The sequence below is a fragment of the Streptomyces sp. NBC_01296 genome, assembly GCF_035984415.1.
In the GTDB taxonomy this organism is placed as follows: domain Bacteria; phylum Actinomycetota; class Actinomycetes; order Streptomycetales; family Streptomycetaceae; genus Streptomyces.
Genome location: NZ_CP130720.1, coordinates 7,065,555 through 7,082,811 on the forward strand (window position 1 = coordinate 7,065,555; position 17,257 = coordinate 7,082,811).

The 17,257-nt window shown below is 74.6% G+C and carries 16 protein-coding genes and 1 pseudogene; 11 read left to right on the forward strand and 6 right to left on the reverse strand.

Annotation, left to right across the window (positions count from 1 at the left end):
- Positions 1-21 precede the first annotated feature (21 nt).
- Positions 22-870 (forward strand): patatin-like phospholipase family protein, encoded by an 849-nt coding sequence (locus OG299_RS32285; RefSeq protein ID WP_327363357.1) that lies wholly within the window; start codon positions 22-24, stop codon positions 868-870.
- A gap of 86 nt (positions 871-956) precedes the next feature.
- Positions 957-1,748 (forward strand): spermidine synthase, encoded by a 792-nt coding sequence (locus OG299_RS32290; RefSeq protein ID WP_266633711.1) that lies wholly within the window; start codon positions 957-959, stop codon positions 1,746-1,748.
- Here the strand turns inward: OG299_RS32290 and OG299_RS32295 are convergent.
- Both OG299_RS32295 and OG299_RS32300 read right to left on the reverse strand, forming a co-directional pair.
- On the reverse strand, positions 1,735-3,075 hold the full coding sequence (locus OG299_RS32295) for an MFS transporter (RefSeq protein ID WP_327363358.1): 1,341 nt from the start codon (positions 3,073-3,075) through the stop codon (positions 1,735-1,737). The genes OG299_RS32290 and OG299_RS32295 overlap by 14 nt on opposite strands.
- A gap of 102 nt (positions 3,076-3,177) precedes the next feature.
- Positions 3,178-4,212, reverse strand: a complete 1,035-nt coding sequence (locus tag OG299_RS32300) for a DUF8017 domain-containing protein (RefSeq protein ID WP_266631393.1) — start codon at positions 4,210-4,212, stop codon at positions 3,178-3,180.
- A gap of 96 nt (positions 4,213-4,308) precedes the next feature.
- On the opposite strand from OG299_RS32300, the gene OG299_RS32305 reads away from it, so the two are divergent.
- The 4 genes from OG299_RS32305 to OG299_RS32320 all read left to right on the forward strand — a co-directional run bounded on the left by OG299_RS32305 (position 4,309) and on the right by OG299_RS32320 (position 8,417).
- Positions 4,309-4,761 (forward strand): DUF4442 domain-containing protein, encoded by a 453-nt coding sequence (locus OG299_RS32305; protein ID WP_327363359.1) that lies wholly within the window; start codon positions 4,309-4,311, stop codon positions 4,759-4,761.
- A 124-nt stretch (positions 4,762-4,885) separates the two neighbouring features.
- Complete coding sequence (locus OG299_RS32310; RefSeq protein ID WP_266633713.1) at positions 4,886-5,086, forward strand: DUF2191 domain-containing protein; 201 nt, start codon at positions 4,886-4,888, stop codon at positions 5,084-5,086.
- A gap of 115 nt (positions 5,087-5,201) precedes the next feature.
- Positions 5,202-7,712: a beta-glucosidase family protein gene (locus tag OG299_RS32315; RefSeq protein WP_327363360.1), complete on the forward strand. Its 2,511-nt coding sequence runs from the start codon at positions 5,202-5,204 to the stop codon at positions 7,710-7,712.
- A gap of 57 nt (positions 7,713-7,769) precedes the next feature.
- Positions 7,770-8,417, forward strand: coding sequence for a DedA family protein (locus tag OG299_RS32320; protein WP_266631399.1), 648 nt, complete (start codon positions 7,770-7,772; stop codon positions 8,415-8,417).
- 66 nt (positions 8,418-8,483) lie between these two features.
- On the opposite strand, the gene OG299_RS32325 is transcribed toward OG299_RS32320, so the two are convergent.
- Positions 8,484-9,035 carry a gamma carbonic anhydrase family protein gene (locus OG299_RS32325; protein ID WP_266631401.1) on the reverse strand — a complete coding sequence of 184 codons (552 nt, stop codon included), beginning with the start codon at positions 9,033-9,035 and terminating at the stop codon, positions 8,484-8,486.
- A gap of 157 nt (positions 9,036-9,192) precedes the next feature.
- On the opposite strand from OG299_RS32325, the gene OG299_RS32330 reads away from it, so the two are divergent.
- On the forward strand, positions 9,193-9,966 hold the full coding sequence (locus OG299_RS32330; RefSeq protein WP_266631403.1) for an acyltransferase: 774 nt from the start codon (positions 9,193-9,195) through the stop codon (positions 9,964-9,966).
- A gap of 44 nt (positions 9,967-10,010) precedes the next feature.
- Here OG299_RS32330 and OG299_RS32335 read toward each other — a convergent pair.
- Both OG299_RS32335 and OG299_RS32340 read right to left on the reverse strand, forming a co-directional pair.
- Positions 10,011-10,639, reverse strand: a pseudogene (locus tag OG299_RS32335) (EamA family transporter); the annotation flags it as partial.
- 83 nt (positions 10,640-10,722) lie between these two features.
- On the reverse strand, positions 10,723-11,127 hold the full coding sequence (locus OG299_RS32340; RefSeq protein ID WP_327363361.1) for a CoA-binding protein: 405 nt from the start codon (positions 11,125-11,127) through the stop codon (positions 10,723-10,725).
- A 101-nt stretch (positions 11,128-11,228) separates the two neighbouring features.
- On the opposite strand from OG299_RS32340, the gene OG299_RS32345 reads away from it, so the two are divergent.
- From OG299_RS32345 to OG299_RS32355, 3 genes are all read left to right on the forward strand, one after another.
- On the forward strand, positions 11,229-11,855 hold the full coding sequence (locus OG299_RS32345; protein ID WP_266631407.1) for a YigZ family protein: 627 nt from the start codon (positions 11,229-11,231) through the stop codon (positions 11,853-11,855).
- 122 nt (positions 11,856-11,977) lie between these two features.
- Positions 11,978-13,144 (forward strand): exonuclease SbcCD subunit D, encoded by a 1,167-nt coding sequence (locus OG299_RS32350; protein ID WP_327363362.1) that lies wholly within the window; start codon positions 11,978-11,980, stop codon positions 13,142-13,144.
- On the forward strand, positions 13,141-16,152 hold the full coding sequence (locus tag OG299_RS32355; RefSeq protein ID WP_327363363.1) for an AAA family ATPase: 3,012 nt from the start codon (positions 13,141-13,143) through the stop codon (positions 16,150-16,152). Before OG299_RS32350 ends, OG299_RS32355 begins: the two co-directional genes overlap by 4 nt.
- Here OG299_RS32355 and OG299_RS32360 read toward each other — a convergent pair.
- A complete protein-coding gene (locus OG299_RS32360; RefSeq protein ID WP_327363364.1) occupies positions 16,142-16,588 on the reverse strand; it encodes an Lrp/AsnC family transcriptional regulator in 447 nt (148 codons plus the stop codon). The two genes, OG299_RS32355 and OG299_RS32360, sit on opposite strands and share 11 nt — an antisense overlap.
- Before the next feature lie 94 nt (positions 16,589-16,682).
- Here OG299_RS32360 and OG299_RS32365 point away from each other — a divergent pair, with 94 nt between their 5' ends.
- Positions 16,683-17,210: a rhodanese-like domain-containing protein gene (locus tag OG299_RS32365; RefSeq protein WP_327363365.1), complete on the forward strand. Its 528-nt coding sequence runs from the start codon at positions 16,683-16,685 to the stop codon at positions 17,208-17,210.
- Positions 17,211-17,257 lie beyond the last annotated feature (47 nt).

Sequence of the window (17,257 nt, forward strand, 5' to 3'; positions counted from 1 at the left end):
TACGAGGAAGGGTGGGCCGGGATGAGCGGCGGCGGTACGGCACTGGTGCTGGGCAGCGGAGGACTCACCGGCGTCGGCTGGGAGGCCGGGATCCTGTACGGGCTCGCGCAGGCGGGCGTGGATCTGACCGACGCCGGCCTCGTCGTCGGCACCTCGGCGGGCTCGGTGGTGGGCGCCCAGCTCACCTCCGGGCTGCTCACCCCGCAGGAGCTATACGAGCGCCAGCTCGGCGACCCCGCCGGAGAGCCGGTGGCCCGGTTCGGGGCGGGGCTCCTCGCCCGCTACGCCGTCGCGATGGCGCGCTCGCGGGACCCGGAGAGCTACCGCAGGCGGGTCGGCGCCTTCGCGCTGGCCGCCGACACCGGCGGTGAGGCGGAGCGGCGCAAAGTGCTGGAGGCCCGGCTCGTCTCCCACGAGTGGCCCGAGCGCAGGCTCGTCGTCACTGCCGTCGACGCGCTCACCGGCGAGCCCGCGGCCTTCGACCGGGAGAGCGGCGCCGGACTGGTCGACGCGGTCTCGGCGAGCTGCGCGGTGCCCGGGGTGTGGCCGCCGGTCACCGTGGGCGGACGCCGGTTCATCGACGGCGGGATCCGGTCGGCGACCAATGCCGACCTCGCCTCCGGCTGTGCGCGGGTGGTCATCCTCGCGCCGCTCCCGCTCGGATCCGGGCGCCTCCCGTCACCGACCGCCCAGGCGGCGCGGCTGCGGGAGGCGGGGGCCCGGGTGCTGCTGATCACCGCGTCTGCGCAGGCCCGCAAGGCCATCGGGCGCAACGTCCTCGACCCGGCGCGGCGGGACCCGGCGGCGCGTGCCGGGCTCGCGCAGGCGGCGGAGCACGCGGCCGAGGCGGCCGCCGTCTGGGCGGGCTGACGTACTGCTGCTTGCCGGACAATGGTGCGGTGAGCGACGAACAGATCCCGGTCGTCCGGGACGTGGGCCAGGGCACCGCCAAGCTGATGCCGGACGTGGACCGGGAGCGGGCCTGGCTGCTGACCGTCGACGGCGCGCCGCAGTCGTACGTGGACCTCGACGATCCCGAATACCTGGAGTTCGAGTACGTACGCCGGCTCGCGCACGTCCTGGACTGCGTGGCGCACCCCGGGACCGCGCTGGACGTGCTGCACCTCGGCGGCGGCGCGCTGACGCTGCCCCGGTACGCGGCGGCGACCCGGCCGGGCTCCCGGCAGGCGGTGGTGGAGTTCGACGCCGCTCTGGTGGAGTTGGTGGCGGAGCACCTGCCGCTGCCGGCCGGGTCGGGAGTCACGGTGCACGCCGCCGATGCGCGGGCCTGGCTGGAGGGCGCGGCCGCCGACAGTGCGGACGTCCTGGTCGCCGACGTGTTCGGCGGCTCGCGGGTGCCAGCGCAGCTGACCTCAGTGGAGTACGCGCGGGAGGCGGCCCGGGTGCTGCGGCCGGGCGGGGTCTACGCGGCGAACCTGGCCGACGGGGCGCCGTTCGGGTTCCTGCGGGCCCAGCTCGCCAACTTCGGGGCGGCGTTCGGGCAGCTCGCGCTGGTCGCGGAGCCGGGTGTGCTGCGCGGGCGGCGGTTCGGGAACGCGGTGCTGCTCGCCTCGGACGCGGAGCTGCCGGTGGCTGCGCTGTCGCGGCTGTGCGCGGCGGACGCGTTTCCCGCGCGGGTCGAGGAGGGGGCGGCCCTGGCCCGGTTCATGAAGGGGGCGGCGCCGGTCGGGGACGCGGACGCCGTTGCCTCGCCGGAGCCGCCGGAGGGCGCGTTCAGCCTCGGCTAGCCGGACACACCCCACTCCCGGTGGGCGCGGCCGCCGGGTCGGGTGCGGCGGCGGCCGGGATCGAGGAGGCCTTCGGGGGCGAGGGCTTGCGGGTCAGCCGGCGTACGTCCGGAACGAAGAGGACCGCCGCGGTGCCCAGGACGACCAGCGTGGCGCAGCCCCACAGGGCGGAGGTACGGCCGAAGGCCGACTCGGCCGGACCGGCCACGGCGGTGGCCAGCGGGAGCATGGACACCGAGCCGAACCAGTCGTAGGCGGAGACCCGGGAGAACTTCTCCTCCGGGATCTCCTGGTGCATGGTCGTCATCCAGTTCACGCCGAACACCTCGATGGCCGTGCCGCTGACGAACATCACCGCACACAGGCCCCACACCGGCAGCGGGACCGCCAGACCCGCCGACGGCAGCGCCAGCGGGAACACGCACACGGTGCCGACCAGCAGCAGCCGGCGCGGTTTCCACACCATCATCAGGACGGCCCCGGCGATGGTGCCGATGCCGAAGAAGCCCAGTGCAAGGCCCCAGGGGGCGGGCCCGCCCAGCTGGTCGCGGGCGACGAGCGGACCGTAGACCGCCTCGGCCGCACCGACGACGGCGACGACCACGGAGAACTGGAGCACGATGCTCCACAGCCAGGGCCGGGTCCGGAACTCCACCCAGCCCTCGCGCAGGTCCGCCAGCAGGCCGCCCCCCGCGGCCCGGTCGGGGACGTGGCTGACGTCCAGGAAGGCGCGGAGGGCTCCGGCCAGAGCGAACGCGGCGGCGTCCACGGCCAGGACCCAGCCGGGGCCGATCGCGGCGATCATGGCCCCGCCGAGCGCCGCCCCGCCGATGCCGGCGCCGTTCATGGCCATCCGGAAGAGGGCGAAGGCGCGGTTGGCGTGCTCGCCGGAGACGCTGGAGAGCAGCATGCCCTCGGCGGCGGGGTTGAAGAAGGCCGTGCCGGTGCCGCAGAGCGCGGTGAGCAGCATCATCTGCCACAGCTGCGGGTGCCCGGTCAGGACGAGCACGGCGAACGCCGCCTGCGAGACGCAGTTGAGGGCGTTGGCCGCGACCATCACCCGGTGGCGCGGCAGCCGGTCGGCGAGCGCGCCGCCGATGAGCAGGAAGAGGACGAGCGGGAGCGTACGGGCCGCCGCCACCAGGCCGACGTCGCCGCCGGACCCGCCCGCCTCCAGGACGGCGAAGGCCGACGCGATGAGAGCTCCGTGGCTGCCGATGTTCGTCACGACCGCGGCACCCGTCAGCAGGGTGTAGTTGCGGCCGGCCCAGGCGGGCCGGCGGCGGTGTGCGGTCGTCCGGGACGGGGTGGTGGGGGGAGAGCTCACCCCCGGACTATCCACGCCCCGGGCCGAGAATCCAAACGGATTGCGGCCCGGGGCGCGGGGTCGGACGGATGGTGCGAACAGGACGGATCCGGGACGCGCGGGTCAGCTGTTGCCGGCGGTGCCGTTCAGTCGCACCGAGCTGAGGATCTTCTCCATCGTCTCCTGGGGAACCTCGCCCTGGACGCCCGCGGCGCTGTAGAGGACCCAGCTGGAGAAGTCACCGTTGGCGGTCTTGAAGCTGAAGGCGATGGACTTGCCGTCGGAGGAGCACTTGTTCTCCTTGGGCACGCCGATCGCCGTCGCGGTCGCCATGTGCCCCTTGAGGCCGGAGGAGGTGGTGTACTCCTTGGGCTCCGATACCTTCACGGTGCCCTTGGGCGCCTTCTGGGCGAAGGCGGCGTACGCCCAGTTGCCGGCCTCGTTCTTCACCGCCTCGGCGGTGTCCTTGGCGCCCTGGCCGCCCTTGGTGCCGGTGCCGGCGAGCCCGGTCGACTCCTCACGGCCGTCCTTGTTGGAGTCGACCTTGCACCAGTCCTCCTTGAGGAAGGCGGGCGCGGAGAAGCTGATGATCGGCATGCCGTCGTTCTTGGTGTCGTCCTCGAAGCCCGAGATGACGCCGGCGCTCGCGACGTTCCACTCCGGCGGGACGTCGAACGCGGTGCCGTACTTCGGGTTGAGGACGACCTTCCAGCCCGGGATCACCGGCTTGGCGTCGCCGCCGGCGCGCGGGTTGGCGCCGGGCGAGGCCGGGGCCTCGGAGGTGGCCGGAGCCGAGGAGGCGGCGGCGGGCTTGTTGTCGGCCTCGTCGTTCTTCTTGTCGTCCCGGGTCAGGACGAACGCGCCGGTCGCGGCGGCCACCACGATGACCGCGGCCGCCGCGACGATGGCCACGGTCTTGGTCGCGTACGGGCTCCCGCCGCCGCCCTGCGGCTGCTGCACGGCCTGCTGGGGCTGGCCCCACGGCTGGACCGGCGGGGGCGTCTGGTAACCCGCCTGCGGGTACCCGTAGCCGGGCTGCTGCTGCTGGTACGGGTTCGGCTGCTGTCCCGGCTGTTCCGGCTGCTGCTGGTACGGGTTCTGATGCGCGTCCTGAGGGTTCTGTTCTCCCCCGGGCGGCTGCTGCTGTCCTGGCCACATGGCCGGTAACGATAGTGGGCGGGGCTGACAGGGGCCACGTCCGCCCCCGGGTCAGGTCTGGCCAAGCACATCTACTCGCGGGTAACATCGTCTTTCATGAGCGCAGATCAGATGAACGTGGGCGAACTGCTCGCCGCGACGGTGCCGATGGCCCGGACCCTGAACCTCCAGTTCCTGGAGACCACCCCCGAGCGCGCGGTCGTCCGGCTGCCGGACCAGCCCGACTACCACAACCACGTGGGCGGCCCGCACGCCGGAGCCATGTTCACCCTCGCCGAGTCCGCGAGCGGCGCGATCGTCCTGGCCGCCTTCGGCGACCAGCTCTCGCGCGCCGTGCCCCTCGCCGTCAGGGCCGAGATCGGCTACAAGAAGCTCGCCAAGGGCGTCGTGACGGCCACCGCCACCCTCGGCCGCCCGGCCGCCGAGGTCGTCGCCGAACTCGACGCGGGCGGCCGCCCGGAGTTCCCGGTCACCATCGCCATCCAGCGCGAGGACGAGGCCGTGACGGGCGAGATGACCGTGGTCTGGACGCTGCGCCCCAACGCGTAGCCGACGCCGCCGGTCGAGGACCCGCCCGAGGACGAAGGAGAACCGCCGTCCCGGGCGGGTTCCGTGTTTCCGCGGTGGAGCGCGGGGGACGCTAGAGTCCGCGTCCGACGATCAGGAGGTGGCCGTGGCCAAGGTCGGCATCAGTCTCGACGCCGAGCTCGTGGTGGAGGTGATGGTCCTCGCCGGGATCGGTTCGCCCCAGGACGCCGTCGAGGCCGTCGTACGGGACTACATCGCGCGCGGGCACCGCACCGAGGCGCGCGTCCAGGCACAGGACGGGCCGCGCCGCGACGCCGACGCGCTGGAGCCGCCGCCGCAGGGCTGAACCTCGGCGCAGCGGTGGCGCGTCTGAGTCGACCCGGGCGGGTCGGCGGCGCACAGTGGGCGCGGGAGCGGTCCGGCGCGGGCCGCTCCCGCCGACCGCAGCCGCAGGGAGCGCCATGAGCGAGGCCGTGTCCAGACGCTGCGCGATGCGGCTGCTCGGGGCCATGGGGGCCGCCCTGGGAACGGGCGGCTGCGTGGCCGCGGTACCGCCCGGCGCGGTCCCCCGTACGGCCCCGGCGACGGCCGCAGCCGCCCCGGCCGGGGCCCGGCCCGGCAGCACCGCCCGCATCGACGTCCTCCTGGAGCGGCTCACCCTCGAGGAGAAGACCGCCCTGCTGCACGGCGGCCGGGACCCGGCCCCGCTCGGCCAGGCCGGGTACCTGCCCGGCGTACCGCGCCTCGGCATCCCGGCGCTGCGGCTCGCCGACGGGCCGGCCGGGGTACGCGTCGCCCGACCGGCCACCGCACTGCCCGCACCCGTGATGCTGGCCTCCGCCTTCGACCCGGCGCTGGCCCGCGAGTACGGCAGGGTCATCGGCCGCGAGGGCCGGGCGCTCGGCCAGGACGTGCTGCTCTCCCCGATGGCCAACCTGATCCGCACCCCCTACGCCGGGCGGAACTTCGAGACCTTCGCCGAGGACCCCCGGCTCACGGCGGACCTCGTCGCGGAGACGGTCCGCGGCATCCAGGACGAAGGGCTCATCGCCACCGTCAAGCACTTCGCCCTGGGCAACCAGGAGCAGGGCCGCGACACCGTCGACGTCGTGGCCGCGGAACAGACCCTGCACGAGACGGAGCTGCGCGGCTTCGAGGCCGCCGTCGCCGCCGGAGCGGGCGCCGTGATGGGCGCGTACAACAAGGTCAACGGCACGTACGCGTGCGAGAACAAGCCCCTGCTCGACGAACTGCTGCGCGGGCGCTGGGGGTTCGGCGGCTGGGTGATGTCCGACTGGGACGCGGCCCACAGCACCGTCGCCGCCATCGGCGCCGGCCTCGACATGGAGATGCCCGGCGGCACCCACTTCGGCGGCTCGCTCCAGGAGGCCGTGCGCGGCGGCTCCGTCCACGAGGACACCGTGGACCTCGCGGTACGCCGGATCCTGGCCACCATGGACCGCTTCGGGCTGCTCTCGGCGCACCCGCCGGCCCGGCCCGCCCGGGACGCCGCCGCCGGGGCCCGGGTCGCCCGCCGGGTCGCCACCGCGGGTGCGGTGCTGCTGCACAACGAGCACGCCACCCTGCCGCTGACCGGCGCCGCGGCCCGCTCGATCGCCGTCATCGGACCCACCGGCCGGGTGCCCTTCGTCAGCGGCGGCGGCAGCGCGCACGTGGTCCCCGACAAGGCGCTCTCCCCGCTCGACGCGATCCGGCAGCGCGCCGGGAACGGCAGTACGGTGCTCCACGCCCTCGGCGAGGACCTGTACGGCCGCCCGCTCCCGGCGAAGCTGCTCACCCCGGCCGCCGACCTCGACGAGCGGCGGGTGGACGCCGGGCGGAGCTGGAGCCACGAGGGCGAGTTCACGCTCACCGCGGACGACGAGTGGACGCTGCTCGTCCACTACACCGGGAAGCGGCCGGGCGTGCGCCTCGACGGCGAGGAGCTGTTCCCGATCCGGCAGGGCGTGGCCGAGTACTTCGCCGGCGGACTCGTCGGCAGGGCGCCCGACGGGCTCGCCGTCCGCCGCCGCACCCTCGCCCTGACGGCGGGCACCCACCGGCTCGCCGTCTTCGCCGAGGGCGGGGACAAGGGCCAGCGGTTCCGGCTGCGGCACACCACGAAGGCGACCCGGGCCGCCGATCTCGCCGAGGCCGTGAAGACCGCCGAGCAGGCGCGCAGCGTCGTGCTGTTCGCCTACGAGGACGCCACCGAGGGCACCGACCGGACCTCGCTGGGCCTGCCCGGCGGGCAGGCCCGGCTGATCGAGGCGGTCGCCGCCGCGAACCCCCGCACCGCGGTCGTGCTCAACACCTCCTCCGGTACGACGATGCCGTGGCTCCCCCGTACCGGAGCGGTCCTCCAGATGTACTACCCGGGCCAGGAGGGGGCCGCAGCCACCGCCGACATCCTCTTCGGAGACGTGGATCCGGGCGGCCGGCTCACCCAGACCTTTCCGGCCGACGAGCACGCGACCCCGGTCGCCGGCGACCCGCGGCGCTACCCGGGGGTGGGCGGCCGGCAGGAGTACACCGAGGGCATCCACGTCGGGCACCGCTGGTACGACGCGCAGCAGGTGGCGCCGCTGTTCCCGTTCGGGCACGGGCTCTCGTACACGACGTGGGAGTACGAGAAGCTGAGCGTCCGGCCGGAGCGCGGCGGCCTGCGCGTGGAGTTCACGGTCCGCAACACCGGGCGCCGCAAGGGCACCGAGGTGGCCCAGGTGTACGTCGGCCCCTCCGCGGAGCTGAAGCTCGACCAGCCCGTGCGCGCGCTGGCCGGCTACCGGCGGCTCACCCTGGAGCCGGGCGAGGCTCAGCAGGTGGTCCTCGACGTCGACGCCCGCGCGCTGTCCTCCTGGGATCCCGAACGGCACGCCTGGGTGCTGGGTTCAGGCCGTCGTGAAGTGTTCGCGGGCCGTTCCTCCCGCGAACTCCACCTGACGGCAAAGGCTGTGGTCAACAGCAGATAGGCTGCCCGTTCGGCATGTCACAGGGGACGCGCCGCCGCGCTACGGGAGGACGTACCGGTGCACATCCAGGAATGGCTGGAGACGATTCCGGCGGTCAGCATCTATCTCCTGGTGGGTCTGGTCATCGGGCTGGAGAGCCTCGGCATCCCGCTGCCAGGGGAGATCATCCTGGTCAGCTCGGCGCTGCTGGCCTCTCAGCACGGCGAGATCGACCCCGTGGTCCTGGGGATCTGTGCGTCCACCGGGGCGATCGTCGGCGACTCGATCGGCTACGCGATCGGGCGCAGGGGCGGCAAGCCGCTGCTGGAGCGGCTCGGCCGGCGGTTCCCCAAGCACTTCGGGCCGGAGCACGTGGCCCAGGCGGAGCGCGCCTTCGACAGGTGGGGCATGTGGGCCGTCTTCTTCGGGCGGTTCGTGGCGCTGCTGCGGATCTTCGCCGGCCCGCTGGCCGGCGTGCTGCACATGCCGTACTGGCGGTTCCTGATCGCGAACATCCTCGGCGGCATCCTCTGGGCGGGCGGCACCACCGCCGTCATCTACTCGATCGGCATCGTCGCGGAGCCCTGGCTGAAGGGCTTCTCCTGGGTGGCGCTGCTGTTGGCGCTGCTGATCGGCCTCACGGTGACGCTGGTGCTCCGCAGCCGTATGAAGAAGGCGGCTGCCGCGTCGGCGCCGGCCGAGGCGGAGACGGCCGCGGCGGAGTAGACGGCCGCGGCCGAGTAGACGACCGCCGCGCGGCCGGATGCCCTCCGGCCGCGGGCGTGCGTACGGCTACTGCGGGGGCTGGACGGCGGCCCGGTGCTGCTTGGCCAGGTCCGCGTACATCAGGGCGTTGACCTTGATGCCCTCGCGCTCCTCGTCGGTCAGCTCGCGCCGCACCTTGGCCGGCACACCCGCGACCAGCGAACCGGGCGGGACCACCATGCCCTGCGGGACCAGCGCCTGCGCGGCCACCAGCGAACCGGCACCGATCACCGCACCGTTCAGGACGGTGGCGCCCATGCCGATGAGGCAGTCGTCCTCGACGGTGCAGCCGTGCACCACGGCGTTGTGGCCGATGGAGACGCGCTCGCCGATCGAGACCGGGAACCCGGGGTCGACGTGCAGCGTGCAGTTGTCCTGCACATTGCTGTCCGCGCCGAGCGAGATCGGGCCGCAGTCGGCGCGCAGCACCGCCGAGTACCAGATGCTCGCGCCCGGGGCCATCGTGACCTCGCCGATCACGACCGAGGTGGGCGCGGTGAAGGCCGTGGGGTCGATCTGCGGGTTCTTGCCGCCCAGGCCCGCGACGAGTGCCCGGCCCTGGTCCGCCTGATACGTCATGTTTCTCTTCCTCAGTCCTGTGCCGGCCCTGCCGGGCCGTGTCTGCCGTGCCCTGCCGTGTCGCCCTACCGGCACGGTAGGGCACGCGCCCCGCGCGAACGGCGATGGGGTGAAGATCACGGCGCGCTCGGGGCGCTCTGCGCGTTACGGTGGCCCGGTGCCGAAGAACCAGAACACGTTCTCATCCCTGACGGCCCTGCGCCGCAGACTCGCCAACCGCGCGGTCCACGCCGGCTGGCGCTGGATGCAGCAGGCCGGTGCGGTCACCGCGCAGACCCCCGGGCGGCTGCGGTTCGGCGCGATCGGGCACGGCACCCGCCTCGCGTTCCCCCAGGGCACGGTCTTCGGGGAGCCGTGGATCCGCCTCGGCGAGCACTGCATCATCGCCGAGCAGGTCACGCTGACCGCCGGGATGATGCCCGGCCTCGACCTCGGCACCGAGCCGGTGCTGGTCCTCGGCAACGGAGTGGTGCTCGGCCGGGACACCCACGTCATCGCCGACACCCGGATCACCATCGGCGACGACACGTTCTGCGGGCCCGGGGTCTACATCACCTCCACCAACCACAGCTACGACGATCCGCACGAGCCCGTCGGCAAGCAGTGGCCGCGCAGCGCACCGGTGGAGATAGGCCCCGGCTGCTGGCTCGGCACGGGCGCGGTGATCCTGCCGGGGGCGCGGCTGGGCCGCAACGTGGTGGTGGCCGCGGGGGCCGTCGTACGGGGCGAGGTGCCGGACCACGCCGTGGTGGCCGGGGCGCCCGCACGGATCGTCCGCCGGTGGCAGCCGGAGACGGGCTGGCAGCCGCCGCTGCGGACTCCGACGCCCGTACCGATACCGGACGGGGTGACACCGGACCAGCTGCGCGCGGTGGCGCAGCTGGTGGAGGCCGAGCAGTGCTCCGCCGACGCGGCGGCGGAACCCGCCTGATCCTGGTCCGGATCCCAGACGGCCTGGCCGGCGGCCAGCAGGACCGTGCCGGCGATGGCCGTGCCGGCGATGGCCGTGCCGGCGCCGGCCGCCTGGACGGCCCACAGCCGTTCCTTCAGTCCGGCGAAGGCGGCGAGCGCGGTGATCACCGGGTAGAGCGAGGAGAGCACGGCGGCCACGGTCACCGGACCGTGCTGGGCGGCGATGGAGTACGTGCCGTTCGCCGCGACGTCCGCGAGGCCGACGAAGGCCAGCGCCGGCACCAGAGCCCACAGGATCCGCGGGCGCGCGCCGGCCGGGAGGGCCGGGGTGTCGCGCCGGGTCCGGACCCACAGGGCGGTGCCGCCCGCGGCCACGTTGGTGACCCGCTGGACGAACAGGGCGAGGAACAGCCCGGCGATGCTGCCGGAGGCGTGCGCGATCAGCGCCATCACCGAGCCGAACCCGAAGGCTTGTACAAGCAGAGCATGGCGACCGGCCCGACCGGGCCCGCGGCGACCGCGAACCACAGCTGCGGCCCGGCCTCCCGCCAGGCCCCGGTGCCCAGGACGACCGCGCCGAGCGCGACGGCGGCGAGGGCCTGCGAGACCACGACCACCGTGAGCGCCGGCAGCCGGCGGGTCAGCAGCCCGCCGCCGAAGTCGGAGACCGGCGCGGGGAGCGGTGCGAGCATGCTGCTCGGCGACGACCGGCGCGGGCCGGTGGAGATGACCCTGGCCGTCTCCATCCCGCCCGTCGACGGCATGCAGCGGACGGCTACAGCGCCGGGATCTCGATGGCGGGGCAGCGGTCCATCACCATGTCCAGGCCGGCCTCGCGGGTGCGGGCGAAGGCCTCGTCGTCGAGCACGCCCAGCTGGAACCAGACGGCCTGCGCGCCGACGGCAACGGCCTCGTCGGCGACCGCCCCGGCGAGCGCACTGTTCACGAAGACGTCCACCACGTCCACCTTGAACGGGATCTCCTGGAGCGAGGCGTAGCCCTGCTCGCCGTGCACCGTCTCCGCCTTCGGGTGCACGGGAACCACCCGCTTGCCGAACCGCTGGAGAGTGCGGGCCACTCCGTAGGCCGCCCGGTCCTGGTTGTTGGAGAGGCCCACCACGGCCCAGGTGTCGCCGAGCTCGGTGAGGATCCTGCGGATGGTTGCCTGGTCGCCGTACACGGGTGCCGCCTCCTGTTGCCTTCCGGACGCGACCCGGTGCTCCGGCCCGCACCCGTGATCAACCGAAAAGACACATGTCCGATTCCCCGTAGGGTGGAGCGGTGAAGGCAGACCAGTACGTGACGGTGGCCCGCGAGGGCGTGCACGAGTCCGAGATCAACCGCTCGCGCTTCCTGTGCTCGCTCGCGCCCGCCGCGACCGAGCCGGAGGCGCAGGAGTTCATCGCGCGCATCCGCAAGGAGCACCCCACCGCCTCGCACAACTGCTTCGCGTACGTCATCGGGGCCGACGCCTCCGTCCAGAAGGCCAGCGACGACGGGGAGCCCGGCGGGACCGCCGGGGTGCCCATGCTGCAGATGCTGATGCGCCGCGACGTGCGGTACGCCGTGGCCGTCGTCACCCGGTACTACGGCGGCGTGAAGCTCGGCGCCGGCGGGCTCATCCGGGCCTACGGGGGAGTCGTCGGCGAGGCCCTCGACGAGCTCGGCACCGTCACCCGGCGGCGCTACCGGCTGGCCACCGTCACCGTGGACCACCAGCGGGCCGGCAAGACCCAGAACGACCTGCGCTCCACCGGCCGGACCGTGGTGGACCTGCGCTACGGGGCCGCCGTCGAGATCGAGGTCGCCCTGCCCGAGGCGGACCTGCCCGCCTTCGAGGCCTGGCTCGCCGACAGTACGGCCGGAAGCGCCACCCTCACCCTCGGCGGGGAGACGTACGCGTCCTGAGGACGTGGCCCGGGGGCCCCGGTGACGCGTTAGCGTAGAGGGGCTCAGCGAGCGGGAGACGACCGGGACGACCAGGGGGACGGAAGAAACATGTGCGGCGAGACGTCCGGCGGGGCCGGCGAGTGAGGCTCCTGCACACCTCCGACTGGCATCTCGGCCGGTCCTTCCACCGCGTGAACCTGCTCGGGGCCCAGGCCGATTTCATCGACCACCTGGTCGAGACCGTCCGCGAGCACGAGGTCGACGCCGTCCTCGTCGCCGGCGACGTCTACGACCGGGCCGTGCCCCCGCTGCCCGCCGTCGAGCTGTACGACCGGGCCCTGCACCGGCTCGCCGACCTCGGCGTGCCCACCGTGATGATCTCCGGCAACCACGACTCCGCCCGCCGCCTCGGCGTCGGCGCCGGGCTCATCGGCCGGGCCGGGATCCACCTGCGGACCGACCCCGAGGGCTGCGCCGACCCCGTGGTGCTGGCCGACGTACACGGGGAGGTGGCGCTGTACGGACTGCCGTACCTGGAGCCCGCCCTGGTGAAAGACCGCTTCGGCGCGCAGAAGGTGAGCCACGAGGCCGTGCTGGGCGCGGCCATGGACCTCGTCCGGGCCGACCTCGCCGCCCGCGCCCCCGGCACCCGCTCCGTCGTCCTCGCCCACGCCTTCGTCACCGGCGGGCAGGCCAGCGACAGCGAGCGCGACATCGCCGTGGGCGGGGTCGAGGCCGTGCCCGCCGCCGTCTTCGACGGGGTGGACTACGCGGCCCTCGGCCACCTCCACGGCTGCCAGACGATCAACGAACGGGTCCGCTACTCCGGTTCCCCGCTCGCCTACTCCTTCTCCGAGGCCGACCACCGCAAGACCATGTGGCTGGTCGACCTCGGCCCGGCCGGGGAGATCACCGCCGAGCGCATCGACACCCCCGTGCCGCGGCCGCTCGCCCGGGTCCGGGGGCGGCTCGACGAGCTGCTCGAGGAGGCGTCGTACGCCGCGTACGAGGACTCCTGGATCGAGGCCACCCTCACCGACCCGGTCCGGCCCGAGGACCCCATGGCCCGGCTCGCCGCCCGCTTCCCGCACACCCTCAGCCTCGCCTTCGACCCCGAGGGCCGCGAGGGCGACGGCGGAACCTCGTACGCCCAGCGCCTCAAGGGGCGCAGCGACCAGGAGATCGCCGAGGACTTCGTCGCCCACGTGCGCGGCGGCGGGGTCGCCGACGAGGCCGAACGGGCCGTGCTGCAGGGCGCCTTCGAGGACGTCCGGGCGGACGACGGCCGGCAGGAGACCCGCCGATGAGGCTGCACCGGCTCAGGATCACCGCCTTCGGGCCCTTCGCCGAACCCCAGGAGATCGACTTCGACGCGCTCTCCGGCGCCGGGATCTTCCTGCTCCACGGCCCCACCGGCGCGGGCAAGACCTCCGTCCTCGACGCCGTCTGCTACGCCCTGTACGGATCGGTGCCCGGCCCCCGCCAGGCCCCCGGCACCAGCCTGCGCAGCGACCACGCCGGCGCCGGGATCCCGACCGAGGTCACCCTCGAACTCGCCGCGGGCGGGCGGCGCCTGGAGATCACCCGGCGCCCCGAGCAGGACCGGCCGAAGAAGCGCGGCGCCGGCACCACCAAGGACAAGGCGCAGAGCTGGCTGCGCGAGTACGACGGGGAACGCTGGCAGGGGCTCAGCCGTTCCCACCAGGAGATCGGCGAGGAGATCGAGCAGCTGCTCGGCATGAGCCGCGAGCAGTTCTGCCAGGTCGTGCTGTTGCCGCAGGGCGAGTTCGCCAAGTTCCTGCGGGCCGACGAGGCGGCGCGGGGCCGGCTGCTGGGCCGGCTCTTCGACACCCGCCGCTTCGCCGCCGTCGAGACCCTGCTCGCCGAGCGCCGCCGCGCCGCCGAGGCCAAGGTGCGCGCCGGCGACGAGAAGGTGCTCGGCACCGCCCAGCGGCTCGCCCAGGCCGCGGGGGACAGCGCCGACCTGCGGGCCTGGCCGCTGCCCGGGCACCAGCCGGGCGACCCCGGGCTGGCCGGGGCGATCCGGGCCTGGGCGGCCGTCGCGCGCTGCGCGGCCCGGGAGTGGCTGACCGTCGCCGAGTACGCGCTGGCCGCCGTCGAGGGCCGGCACGCCGCCGCCCGGCGGGCCGCCGAGGAGGCGCGCGAGCTCGACCGCCTCCAGCGCCGCCACGCCGAGACGGCCCGCCGCACCGCCCTGCTCGCCGAGGCGGAGCCCGAGCGGGACCGGGTCCGGGCCCTGCTGGACCGGGCCCGCCGGGGCGCCCTGGTGGCCCCCGCCCTGGAACTGCGCGGAGCCGCGTCCGCGGCCCACCTGTCCGCCGCCCACGCGGAGGCCGCCGCCCGGGCGGAGCTCCCGCAGACCCTCGCCGAGGCGGGCACCGAGCAGCTTTCCGCCGTGGAGCAGCGGCTGCGCGAAGACCTCGGCGCCCTCGGCGCCGCCCAGCGGGCGGAGCAGCGCAGCGCCGAGATCGGCCGCGAGCGGGCCACCCTGGAGCGGGAGGCCCGCGACGCCGAGGAGCAGCTGCGGGAGTCCGCCGACTGGCTCGACCGCTGGGAGGCCACCCGGACCGCGCTGGCGGAGCGGGTGGACGCCGCCCAGCAGGCCGCGACGCTGGCCGAGCAGCTCGCGGGGCGGCTGGAGCCGGCCCGGATGCACCTGACCGCCGCCCGGCGCCGGGACGAACTGGATGCCGCCGCGGAGCGCGCCGAGGGCGAACTGCTCTGCGTACGCGAGGAGTCGACCGCCGCCCGGGAGCGCTGGCTGGAGCTCAAGGAGAGCCGGCTGCGCGGGATCGCCGCCGAGCTCGCCGAGGCGCTGGTGGCGGGGGAGGCGTGCACGGTGTGCGGATCGGCGGAGCACCCCGCTCCGGCGCGCCCGGCCCCCGGGCACGTGGACCGGGCCGCCGAGGACGCCGCCCACGGCCGCTACGAGCAGGCCGAGGAGCGCAGGGCCGCCGTCGAGCGGAAACTCGCCGCCGTCCAGGAGGCCCGGGCCGAGGCCGCTGCGGCCGCCGGGGAGGCCACCACCGAGGAGCTCCTCGCGCTGACCTCGGACCTCAGCTCCCGGCACGCCGCCGCCCATGCCGCGGCCGCCGGACTGCACGCCGCCCGGGAGCGGCTGGCCCGCGCCGAGCGCGAGCACGCCGTACGCAGCTCCGACCGGCTCGACTCCGAGCGCCGCTCCGCCGCCCGGGCCACCCTGCGCGACTCCCTGGACCAGGAACAGGCCAAGCTGGAGGCCGAGCTGGCCCTCGTCCGGGGGGACGCGCCCACGGTCGCCGCGCGCGCCAGGCTCCTGGAGGAGCGGGTACGGATGGTCACCCGGGCGGCCGCCACGCTGCGCCGGGCCGAGGACACCGCGGCCCGGCTGAAGGAGGCCGACGCCCGGCTCGCCGACGCCGCCTTCAAGGCCGGGTTCGACACCGTCGACGCCGCCGCCGACGCGGTGCTCCCGGACTACGAACGCACCGGGCTCCAGCGGAGGATGGACACCTGGCAGGCGGAGGAGGCCATGCTGGCGGACCGCCTCGGCGAGAGCGACACCGCCGCGGCCGCTACGCTGCCCCCGGCCGCGCCGGATGCCGCCGAGGCGTACGAAGCCCGGGCCGCCGCGAAGCTTCGTACGGCAGGGTCCGCCGTGGACGCGGCCCGGGTTCGCTGCACGGAGCTGGACCGGCTCTCCCGGCAGGCGGAGCAGGAGCTGCGGGCGCTCGGCCCGCTGCGCGAGGCGTACGACCGGGTGGCCCGGCTGGCCGGGCTGACCGCCGGCACCTCCGCCGACAACGAGCGCAAGATGCGGCTGGAGGCGTACGTCCTGGCCGCCCGCCTGGAGCAGGTCGCCGCCGCCGCGACGGTACGGCTGCTGCGGATGTCCGGCGGCCGCTACACGCTCGTCCACTCCGACGCCAAGGCGAGCGGACGAGGTCGTTCCGGCCTCGGGCTGCACGTGGTGGACGCCTGGACCGGCAGCGAGCGCGACACCGCCACGCTGTCGGGCGGCGAGACCTTCTTCGCCTCGCTCGCCCTCGCGCTGGGCCTGGCCGACGTGGTCACCGACGAGGCGGGCGGCATGCGCCTGGACACCCTCTTCATCGACGAGGGCTTCGGCAGCCTCGACGACCAGGCGCTGGACGAGGTGCTCGACGTCCTGGACTCGCTGCGCGAACGGGACCGCAGCGTCGGCATCGTGAGCCACGTCGCCGACCTGCGGACCCGGGTGCAGGCGCAGTTGGAGATCGTCAAGCAGCGCGGCGGCTCCGTGGTGCGCCACCGCACCGCGGCCCTCACGGACTGAGCGGGCGGCGCGGCAGCGGCGAGGAGTACACGATGCTGGTGGTGACGGAGCCGAGGCCCGAGATCCGGCCCGCGACCTCCTCCAGATGCCCCATCGAGCGGGCGGCGACCTTGAGCACGAAGCAGTCGTCGCCCGTGACGTGATGGGCCTCCAGGATCTCCGGGGTGGCCTCCAACAGGTCGTGGAACGGCTTGTAGTTGCCGTGCGGATAGCGCAGCCGGACCAGCGCCAGGATGGACTTGCCCAGCTTCTCCGGGTCCACCACCGCGGTGTACCCGGTGATCACGCCGGCCTCTTCCAGACGGCGCACCCGCTCGGTGACCGCGCTCGAGGACATGGAGACGGCGCGTGCGAGCTCGGCGAAGCTGGCCCGGCCGTCTTCCTGGAGGGCCGTCAGGATGCGCCAGTCGGTGGCGTCAGGGGAATGGTCGGTCATGGAGCAGATGTAGCAGGGGAATCCCCGGCCGAACAAGAGGAAGGCCGGGAAAAGGCACTTCCCGAGATGATCAGCGGCTCGTAGATTCTCAGCCATGACGACGACACAGAACACCGACGCCCCGGCCGCCGCCCCCGCTCCCGCCGCCAACCCCGTGCTCCGGGTGCCCCCGGCCGCCCCGGCCGCGGCCGCCGCCTACTTCGCCGCGAGCCTCGCCTTCCACGCGGACGTGTCCGATGTCGCCGCCGCCTTCAAGGCCCACCGCGAGCAGGGCGCCGAGCTCGGCTTCCAGCTGGTCGACTCCCGCTCCACCCCGGCCTGGGACCAGGCCCGCGTGCCCGGCGCGATCCACCTGCCAACCGCGCTGATCCCCGAGCAGGCCGAGCAGCTCCTCGACAAGAGCCTTCCCGTGGTCACGTACTGCTGGGGCCCCGGCTGCAACGGAGGCGCCCGATCCGCCCTCGCCCTGGCCCAGCTCGGCTTCCAGGTCAAGGAGATGCTCGGCGGCATCGAGTACTGGATCCGCGAGGGCTTCGAGGTCGAGACCTGGCAGGGCAGCGAGCAGCGCGCCGAGGCGGACCCGCTGACCGCGCCGACCGACTCCGACGACTGCGGCTGCTGACGCTGCGATTCCGCGCGCGCCGCAGCGCGGTACGGGCCGCCTGCTCC